The sequence below is a fragment of the Methanosarcina sp. A14 genome (assembly GCF_001729375.1).
Lineage (GTDB): Archaea > Halobacteriota > Methanosarcinia > Methanosarcinales > Methanosarcinaceae > Methanosarcina > Methanosarcina barkeri.
On sequence record NZ_LZPK01000174.1, the window covers coordinates 1 to 10,461 of the forward strand.

Annotated in this window: 4 protein-coding genes and 1 pseudogene; 3 read left to right on the forward strand and 2 right to left on the reverse strand. The window is 37.7% G+C overall.

From position 1 onward, the window contains the following. From A9239_RS09065 to tsaA, 3 genes and pseudogenes are all read left to right on the forward strand, one after another. Window positions 1-458: pseudogene (locus A9239_RS09065) on the forward strand (hypothetical protein); the annotation flags it as partial. A gap of 1,864 nt (window positions 459-2,322) precedes the next feature. Next, window positions 2,323-2,907 carry an FmdE family protein gene (locus A9239_RS09070; RefSeq protein WP_048120015.1) on the forward strand — a complete coding sequence of 195 codons (585 nt, stop codon included), beginning with the start codon at window positions 2,323-2,325 and terminating at the stop codon, window positions 2,905-2,907. Continuing rightward, on the forward strand, window positions 2,900-3,334 hold the full coding sequence (gene tsaA, locus A9239_RS09075) for a tRNA (N6-threonylcarbamoyladenosine(37)-N6)-methyltransferase TrmO (RefSeq protein ID WP_048120017.1): 435 nt from the start codon (window positions 2,900-2,902) through the stop codon (window positions 3,332-3,334). The genes A9239_RS09070 and tsaA overlap by 8 nt, the downstream gene beginning before the upstream one ends. A 140-nt stretch (window positions 3,335-3,474) precedes the next feature. On the opposite strand, the gene A9239_RS09080 is transcribed toward tsaA, so the two are convergent. Both A9239_RS09080 and A9239_RS09085 read right to left on the reverse strand, forming a co-directional pair. Beyond that, the gene (locus A9239_RS09080; protein ID WP_048120019.1) at window positions 3,475-7,803 is read right to left on the reverse strand and encodes a cobaltochelatase subunit CobN; all 4,329 of its coding nucleotides are present in this window, start codon (window positions 7,801-7,803) and stop codon (window positions 3,475-3,477) included. Between the two features lie 1,471 nt (window positions 7,804-9,274). Next, window positions 9,275-10,069 carry a DUF1638 domain-containing protein gene (locus tag A9239_RS09085; RefSeq protein ID WP_048120021.1) on the reverse strand — a complete coding sequence of 265 codons (795 nt, stop codon included), beginning with the start codon at window positions 10,067-10,069 and terminating at the stop codon, window positions 9,275-9,277. Window positions 10,070-10,461: the final 392 nt, after the last annotated feature.

A 10,461-nucleotide genomic window follows, 5' to 3' on the forward strand; every position in this document is an offset into this window, starting at 1 on the left:
TTCCTTCAGTCTGTAAGTCTGAAATGATATACCCGAGTTATGTAGCTCCTGTAGCGATGAAACATTTTCCAATCGTGTTTCCTGACAACATGTTAACTGAAGATCTTATAACTACTATCTCTGGTTACCTTGCGTTTCTGAACAGGGAAAAGTATGCAAGAGATTACGGAGTGCCGAACTGGCTTCGGGAACTTACGTCATTCTACGAGCAGATTTCAAACCTTCTGGTTCTGGATACTTACTTCATAAACGACATTGATCCAGGGCTTCTGGATGCCCTTGAAGAAAATATCCATCCCTATTCCGGAGATATGAATTCTGAAGACAGTGGTAATATTCTGAACGCACTGTACTATATAAAGCATCAGATTCTTGAGGCTTCAAGTCCTGAAAAATATAAATTTAATCTGGGATTACCTGGAACTCTCAATTTTTCTCAGAGCAATGAAAAATTCTGAGAATTTTTTTAATTTTAGAAAAGAGTGTGACGAATTTTTAAGAAAGTTAATATTTACCCAAACATCAGGCTTTATATCTTTGAACGGATCCCAAAACCGTTGTATCCTGAAATTATTTCGCAGACTCAAGACCATTTGGAAGTTCAATACACAATACAACAGCAAGCGACGCAAAAAGTTAAATGTTGAGTAAATTTCATGCGTCTTCGGTTAAGTAAGGAATCGTGATAAATTGCGTCGATTTCCTCAATATTTTTCAAAGATTTTAATAAATTCTGAGCTGGAACTTGGTATCCATTTCATGTAAATAGGCTAAAAGTTAAGCTGGCTTCTAATGCAAAATCGATAGCTTTTAGGCAAGAAAATTCCTTAACCGATGACCAATAGAGTAAATTTCAATTTCATTTTGGTATTGTGGAATGATTATGTAAAATGAAACAAATTCGAAGTTGAAGTAAAATAATAGGTCACTTGTATAAGATACACAACTATAATATAAAAATTAAAAAAGTGAAAGGATTTTGGGATAAAACAAGAAAAAGATTATATTGAATATTAATTTCTAAAATATATATATTATGAATTAGTTTCTATAACCAGACTTTGTATCTATTTTCACCTGAAAATTGAATTTTATATACATTTAATATAAGTTATTAAGCAGATAAAAAAAGATAACATTTTTTTTTGCTTTTCAAGCAATTTCATCGCTTTTTGTAAAACTTTAACATATAAAAAATATATTTAGTGATACGGTCAGCTATTAAGCCTCACGATTGTGATTTTGCTGTGGCTAAATAATTTAATGTGGCGCAAATTTTAAAGTCGTATAGGTTATATACCTCTATAACATAAAGGGAAAGTCAACGATTAAAAGTTAAGGGGTTTTTCTCTTAATCGTAGGGGTTGAATCACGCAATTGGGAGCCTATCAGAGGTGGCAAATAGGGCTCCCAATTATAATAATTATTCCAATAATTATTTTTGGAGTTTTTACATAGAATAGGATTTTATCAAACATTTTTCATAATATTCTCTGGATGAGGTTGATTACTCTCAATTCATATTATATAAAGTGAGCGGAGTCCTGCTTATAAATGATAATTAGTGATCTCAAACCCGATCTGTATTTTCCGTTCAGACACTAACAAATATAAAATATTCAAATTCAAGTTCGGTATTTATGCCTTTTCAAGAGTAAAAACTCAGAACAGTACAGAGTGAATATTCTTATTTTGTACTTATTCAGCCTATATAAAACAGTATCATTAGTAATTTATACTACGATTCAACAGACAAATTTGCGTAAATTGATTTTTTTTAATTGTTAGCTATTGACTGTGTTTCTTCATTTGTTATATATTATTTTTTAGATTTCTCGTTATCACTAGAATCAATATCATCAGACATGTTTAGATAGGCTGAATAGTTACATTAGTTCTTACTCGAAAGCAAGCCTGTTCTTATTACGAGATACCTTTTATAATATTAATCAAACAAAAAACCTATAAATAATACCTAAATAATATGAAATTATTTCGTCAAAGTAAATCCAGTTTCCGCAGTAAAACTTCATAGTTCATAATTTTCCTGCTATCGATTTTCAATCAAATGAGGATCTATTGAACTATTATGCCAAAGGCAAAGCGACTACATGGTGTGTTTAGAGACAAAAAACGATACCATTCAATATTCACTAAATGCCATTAAGAGTTTAAGTTAATTAGATCTATTTCAAAAACTTTATCAGGAAAAGATATTGATTTTCGAAAAATACTGCAGAATGTGGGTTAATCATTTTTATCATGACAGTCTAACGTGGAAATCAGTAAAACTAAGAGCTAAAAACATCAGGAGTCAAAAAGTTGGATTTCGATACTGCAGTACAGTTTCATGGGCATGTCTGTCCCGGACTTTCCATTGGCTACAGAGTAGCAACACTTGCAGCCAATCACTTCAAAGACCGCAGCAAAGATGAAGAACTGGTCGCAATTGTAGAAAACCGGTCATGCGCTGTGGATGCCATTCAGGCAATAAACGGGTGCACCTTTGGGAAAGGGAATCTAATTTTCAAGGATCACGGAAAACATGTTTACACGTACTTCAAAAGAGGCGATAATAAAGCTCTGAGAATTTCCCTGAAACCCAATGCCCTCCCCCCGGACGAAAGGCACACCACACTCTTCGCAAAATTGAGAGCAGGCACTGCAAGCCCCGAAGAGGAAAGAGAGTTTCGTGCATCTCATGACGCAAAAAGCCAGAGAATACTGGAAATGCCCGAAGAAGAGCTTTTCTGGGTTAGGGAAGTTGAAGCCGAACCACCGGAAAAAGCCATAATTCACCCCACCCTGGTCTGCAGCAAATGCGGAGAAGGTTTCATGGAACCTATGGGCAGGGTTAAAAATGGAAAAATAGTTTGTATTCCATGTTTTGAGGCAAAAGATGAATGAAATTCCTGAGGCTTCCGAAGGAATTGAAATGGTTCCTGTAGGCTACATCGAAAACGACTACCTTGAACCAGTATACAATGAAGAGGTGTACAGTAAAGTCTCAAAGATAGTCCTCAAGAAAGAGTTTACCGATGGGCTTTACAGAATCGAAGATTTTGAAAAACTGTACATCCTGTTTTACTTCAACAAATCTAAAGGATATAAACTCATCCACCGCCGCCATTACGACGGAGAAATCTCCGGAGTCTTTGCCAGCCGGAGCCCTTATCGCCCTAATGGGATAGGACTTACCATTGTAGAGCTTTTGAAAGTGGAGGGTAATGTGCTCCATGTAAAAGGGCTTGATGCAATTAATGGGACACCCGTGCTGGATATTAAGCCCTACATAAAAGAGACTGAAGAAAAAGACGAGGGAGCAGCGGACTGAAAAAGAACAAAATTAGTGCTGAAAATCAATAATAGCAAAAATCAAAAATAAAGAGTCTTTTTTAAGAAAAAAGAAAAAGGGTTTAACCCTTTTTGAATTTCATTTCATTTTTCTGTTTATTTCATTCCATACTTCTGTGTTTATCTCTTTCTCATACCCAGGTAAATTCCACCCGCGACTACCACTACAAAGAGAATTCCGATAACATCAGATCCTGAAAATGAGAAACCACTATTCTCAGGTTCTTCAGCAGAATCTTTCTGCATCTCATACCCTTCAACATAATCAGTATCTGAGGATTTCTGAACTCCAGGATCAGGTTCAGAAGTATCTGTACCATATCCTCCGTCCGACTCTTGAGACGTCTGGTTACTGGATGAACTGGCTTTTGGTACTACGGTAGCGTTTCCAGTATTATGATCGTGATGACTACCACTGCTACTACTCTGGGTCTCTTCTGTGGTCTCCAGAGTTTCGGCTTTAGTTGCAGCTTCTATTTGCTCGGAGTAGCCCGGAACAGATACCTTTCCACTTACAAACTCATGAAGCAGGGGATTTCCACAGGTATGGTGACAACACGAAGCCCCATTCTCGGCCACAGACTCCTCATATTCCTTTGCAAGGCTTTCGATAACATCATCTGAGGGTGCCCAGTAATCGTGCCTGACTGCCTCAAGCATTCTCGCTGTTACAGACTGGTAAGCACTGGGATTATTCTGCTTGAACCATTCTTTCATAGAAGGATCATTTACATAGGTTTCATACACTTCTTGCCAGACTGTATCGTCCACAAGGTCAGGGTCACTTACCTCCCATCCAAAGAGGTTGTCCACAAATTCGGACATCATGCTGCCGCCTGAGTATCCGGAGTTTTTCATTCCTTCAATCCATTTGTCGTTGAAATATCTGGCCCGCAAGTCCTTGCTGAGATACTCTTGCATTCCCAACATCTGAGCCCCATCCGAGTTACTTGTGTCCGAAATATACATCTCCGGAGTATTGCCGCTAAGATACCTAGTTGCCAGGTTCATGCCGCCGAAGTACTGGAAAAGGTCATCGTTATCAAGGGAGTCATAAAGATTTGAAGAGGACGAATGTACTGACGCTTCAACGTTTTTCAGGTTGCCTTCGAGGAGTGCTCTGGACTGTATTCCCCAGAAATCTTCTCCGTAAGCGTATCCCATCTTGTCCAGGTATACGTTTGCAATATCTTCTTCATTATCCCATGACCCGCTTGCACTGATAGCATCTGAGACCCCTATATCATAAGTACCGTCCATTACTGCAAAGCAGCGCATTGTAGAGAGTTTTGTTGCAGTCTCGTTGTCATACCCTTCAGATATTAGGGAATCGTAGAGTGTAAGAGAGCTCTGATTTACATAGTTTTGATAGTTTACGCCAGGAAGAGAGCTTGCAAGCTTCACAGCACTGTCTATCATTTTGATCTTATCCGGGAAAGCATCCCTCATACCTGCGGTAGTATAGACGATATCAATACGCGGCCTTCCAGGCTTTGAAGTATCATAATTTGGCAATAGTTCATCTTCAGGGATAGCTTCAACTCCGGTTACATACCCGTACTCGTCCCATACAGGTTTTACTCCAAGCAGGTAGAGCACTTCGGCTTCCAGAGTCCCGTGGTCCGCAATAAACTCCACCCCGAACCTTGAGAATGAAACTTTTTTAGGGTATTCCCCGTGTTCATTGTAATAGTCCTCAAGCATCTGGATTGCAAGAGACTTTCCAACTTCCCAGGTTGCTTCTGAAGGATAGAGCTTCGAATTTATGCTGTAATAGTTGCGCCCTGTAGGTACTGCATCTGGATTCATTATAGGGTCCAGCCCTGAGCCTGGTGGAATAAATCCTCCGTTCAGAGCTGAAAGAATTCTGTCAATCTCCACATCGCAGTTAAGAAGCCTGTCTTTATAATCCAGCCCCTGTTCAAGATCAAGTGCAACTGTGCTGTTAGTTTTCCCATAAACTGCAGTCTGCGCCTGAGAAACGCTTGTATTATTGGTTACAACTTCCCAGACAAGTTTGGTAACTTTTGTATCGTTTAACGGAATTCCGAGAGGATACGAAGATTCAGGGTAGAAAGCAGCAGTGATATTATCCTCAAAGCTTCCTCCAAGCATAGCCCTTACCATTCCGGTAAGTTCATCACTTTCAGGATATGTCATATTCGTTGTAGGAACATGGCTGAGGATATGCATACCGTATGGGATATTTTCATTTCCTACGTCTTCCAGGTATTCATGAAGAGTGTTTTTAATGAAATTTCCAAACTCCGTTTCATTGTAGTCTTGAAGAGCGGTTACATTTTCTATTCCCAGATCAACACTGAGGTTGAGTGATATTATCTCATTTACTATGGCCTTCTGATATCCTGCTCTTGTCTGAGAAGAAATCCCGGGGTCATAATACTCCTCCACATCAGTTGAAAGGTTTAGCAAATCTCCATAAAGCCCACCGCGTTCAAGGGTTGGAGTCAAATGGTCAATAATTAGAGCATTACCCCTGTACTCCGCAGTTATTCCTTCTCCCACGTTGGCAACAATATAGGGATAGATATTCGGAATATCCTGCAGCAGGAGAGGAGACCAGTCTGAAGTCCGGTTCATGCCGTAAGTGGGGCCCGGGAGCCATTCGTGCGTACCGTGAGTGCCCATATGAATAAGAGCATCAGGCTGGAATTCATGGTTTAGCCAGAGATAGAAAGCTATGTACTGATGTGTGGGAGGTACAACGTTGCTGTGGTAAAGGGTGTCATTATTTTGTCCTGTACCTCTGGCAGGCTGAGGCATGAGCCAGACATTTCCGAAACGCACCGTTGGAATTACAATGTATTTACCGGTTTCATTCTCATAGATCATAACACTCTTATTTTGAGGCAGATCTTCGGACCAGGGTTCTCCCCATTCAGCTGTTACATTGGCTCTCAGATTTTCGGGAATTTCAGACTCAAACCACTCTTTATAGGTATCCATAGGTATGAGTTGAAGGCCCCACTCAGTCCTGTTTTCCACCATTCCATTCAGAACTCCAGGAGCCCAGGAACCAACATTGATGCCCTGTGCTTGAAGCATCTCCATGAGCTTACTACTGTTTTCCGGGATTCCGGAGACCTCATAGCCACTTTTATTCATTGCATTAAGAAGTTCAAACATGCTCTGGGTGGAGTTGAGATAATTTGCTACAATATTATCCTTTCCTGAAGGATAATTATAGTAAATCACAGCTACTTTCTTGTCTTCGTTTTCCTCTAACTTCAGGTTTGCCCAATTAATCGACCTATTTACCATCCAGTCAATCTGAGAAGGCAGAGGTTCATAGTTGCTTTCACCTGTTGCGGAATCATAATTATCAATTCCTATTACAATGTACTCGAAAATCCCATCAATGCTCGGGAGCAGAGTTTTGTATACAACCTCTTCACTGGGGATACCTCTATTACTATCAGCTATGTCAGTCGAATTAGCAGGATTTGTAACAACCAATCCCGTGAGGACAGGAACGTCAAGGTCTTCAAGCTCCTGTACACCTTTATCAGGATCATCATAATTCAAACGGAAACTCTTAAGAGAAATTACGCACTGGACAAGAGATTCTCCATTTTCGTCAAAGTAAAACTTATGAATATCGTTAAAAGTATCAAAACCTGCAATAACGTTGCATCCTTTTCCTTCCAGATCACGGATAAGAGCATCTATGACTTCAAGGTTGTCACCGGTATAATCGGAAGCATGGAACCATATCCCTATAGTGGGTCTGCTCTTGTCGTAAATATGCCGTGATTCATTTGAGTTAGTTGAATTTGAGTTAGTTGAGTTAGAGTACCATTCAAGGTAATCAGTAGTATTTTCAAACCAGTCTGGCTGAGATTCGTTAGTAGAAGAACGAGCATCCGGATGATAAATAGCTGCTTCAGGGAATTCTATAGGATCTTCATAAACCCAGTCTTTCGTAAGCTCGGGTTTATCTCCATAAGTTTTTGCGAGATATATAAGGAAGTTCTCAGTGTTTTTCTTCAGAACTCCTCTAGAACCCATATTATAGAAGAATTTTTCTTCAGTAGAATTATAGGGGGTAGTCCCGGAAAAAATCTTATCGTAACTTGAGGTATTAATGTATGTTGTATCTATTGCAGAAGTAATATCTATGAGTGCAGTCCCGTTTTCGTGAGCACTTTCAAGGTCGTCTCCGATATCTTTGAACTGCGACCAGAGCATATAAGTAAATATTACATCCTGGTTTTCAAAAGTGACATTGCTAAAATCGGAATACCCCGAAATATATGTTACATTTATACTTGCATTATATGGATTGGACTGCTCTGCTGCAGCAAGGGCACTCCCATCATAACAGATAAAAGTAATATTTACATGGTTTTCATCAGCCGATACGTTCTGTGCTAGCAGTAAAAGGACCACTGCACATAAAACCAATAATCTACCTTGTGCCGTACGCATCTTATCCCCAGAACAATGTATCATGAACCCTGGAGCACCCAGTGAGAAAAATAATCAGGATGCTTGGCCCACAGAGTGATTTTATTATCAAAGAGTATGAATCTGAAAAATGATACAGAAACTGCTATTAGACATCAAAAATGAACCCGGAAGCTCTTGATTTTAACACGTAATTAAAATACAGAACTTCCTAAATCCAATGAGTAGCCACTCTGTACGATAGATTCAACACTCGGAGCATTAGGGAATAAGATACATAAAACACAGTTTTTGGCTAATAATTGTTAGTTATTTGGGTAAAAACGGATTCGATGGTGTTTTTACGTAATATACTATGATTTCTCTCTATTTTGTAGGGTTGAAGATACTTTTTCAGTTGAAAAACAACTACATAAACCAGATAATCCTCTATATTGAATGTGATTTATACGAGAATCTTTTCACATGTATATGTGTTAGGTCAGATTTAGAACTTAAATGTAAATTACCCACTCAAAATAGCGAAGAGACATTATTCTTCCGCCCATAAATCAGCGAAACTCTTATAAAATTATCATAATTGAACATATTGGATAACTTTGCAATAAATGAAATTGCTTATTTTCTAAGCATCTTTTCTTTTTTGTATTATATTAATATTTTTATATAATATCTTTTTTCACTTTAACTTGTATTGTTCTTTTTTATTAAATGTGGTAATGTCATAGAACTACGAAATGTTTATATATATAGATGTAATTTTATTAATAGACAAATCAGATTTACTTGATTTGTCTTATGAAACGCCATTATAAACCTCCGTAAATCTGTGGTTTTCCAGGAGTAATTTGCCATTTTATATCCTCCTTAAAGCTGCAGTCTTCCGGGAGTAATTTGCTATTTTTAGTCTCTCTAAACTGCAGTCCAGGAGTAATTTGCCATTTTATATCCTCCTTAAAACTGCAGTCTTCCGGGAGTAATTTGTCTTAAAATATCTACTCAATTTTTTATTTTGTCGTATTTTTATAGTTAAGTATCTCAAGTACCTAAAAGACGAATTCGACCCTTAACTTTCGGCTATAAACATGTCTTAAAATTCAATGGAGAAATGTTTTTAAATTGATTTTCTTTAATTGGAGGGAATTGATTCCTCTTTTCAATGTTTGATACTTGCACTTATCAATTATATTGAAATTAACATCAATAGGCTGATTTTACACAAGTTAAAGAGTCACCCAATAACTATCATGTAACCTAAAAAATATGTAAGCTGAAAATATATAAGCTAAAAAAATGACGGCTTTTTAATATTTTGGAGATGTGATATTCTTCTTGAAAAATAGTCCTGTAACTGAAGACGAAAAAAGTTCTACCGTTGGGAAAATACGAAGAATTTCATATAGTTTTTAAATTAAAGCTGGTCACCTTGAAATTAACACAATAACGGGAATATTTCAATAACTTGAAAATGCCTTCAAGATAAACAATATATTCAGACCTTAAGCGGCCTGAGAAGCATGTTTCGCATATGGTTATACGATTTTTGCGCTATTTCAGTGTTTCCTTCCAGTTCTATGACCTCGAAACCGAAGTCATGTGCAAATTCTTCAACTTTTTTTTCAAAATCCGATTCATAAGACAGTTTTGTGTTAACCCGGGCAACTTTTCGGTAACCAAGTTCTCTAAGATATTCAGGAGAAAATTCAAAGCCCAGAAGTAATTTATCACCAACTCTGAATGCGGTCTTCCAGTTTACAGCCCACATAGGAGTTAAAAAAAAGGTATCACTGTGACTTTTCAGGATTTCCTGATAATGAGAGTTACCTCCGAGAGCTGCTGCAATGCAGTCTTCAATGGGTTTCATTGATTCATCTGTGTCCCTGTCCTGCAGCGATTTTATAGGGCATCTCGTATGAGCAAAATTTCTTTGTATCCTGGAAAGTGCCTGCCCGCAGGAGCCGTAAAAAAGTAGAATTCCGTCCACACTTCTGGACATAATATCAACGTTTGTATACGTTTCATTTTTAAGCCGGGCAGGATCTACATGAAGCCCCATCCCCTGAAGCTGGACAATAACGCTAAATTTATTACTACATCTCAGGTCTGCTTTGATTTTGTAAAAGGGAAGGAACACTGGTTTACATCCTTCAGCTTCAAGTTTGTGCAGAAGACCTTTGTTTTCTTCGTTTTCTATGATGTATATCCTGTCTATATAAGAATCGTTTGCAAGCACATGGGTAATTTCATCCTCAAATATTCTGCAGCCAACTATGCCCAGAACTGTCATGGCTATAAGTTTAATCCCCTACTATTAAAGAATATCCTTATCGGGAGAGCTAATAACTCTTAGCAGAAAGCAAATATATTTGTATGTGCCATTTGCTCAATACTTCTTTGTCCGTAAACATCATAAAATTTACATGCCGCGTCTGGACACGGAAAGAGTAAACTTTGTTTCTGTTTTTCTTATTTGTTTTTCTAATTTTTCATTAAGTTTTTATTATTTTTCATTAGGTATTAAAGTTAATACTTTGACAATAAGTATGAAGAAAAAACGCAATGCTTATTGTTTATTATATTTAAAAAATAAACGAGCTTGTTTCAAAACTATCTCCAATCCCTCCGAAACAATTCATTGGAGTATAAAACCAGAATCAATAGAGCTAAATGAAATACCAG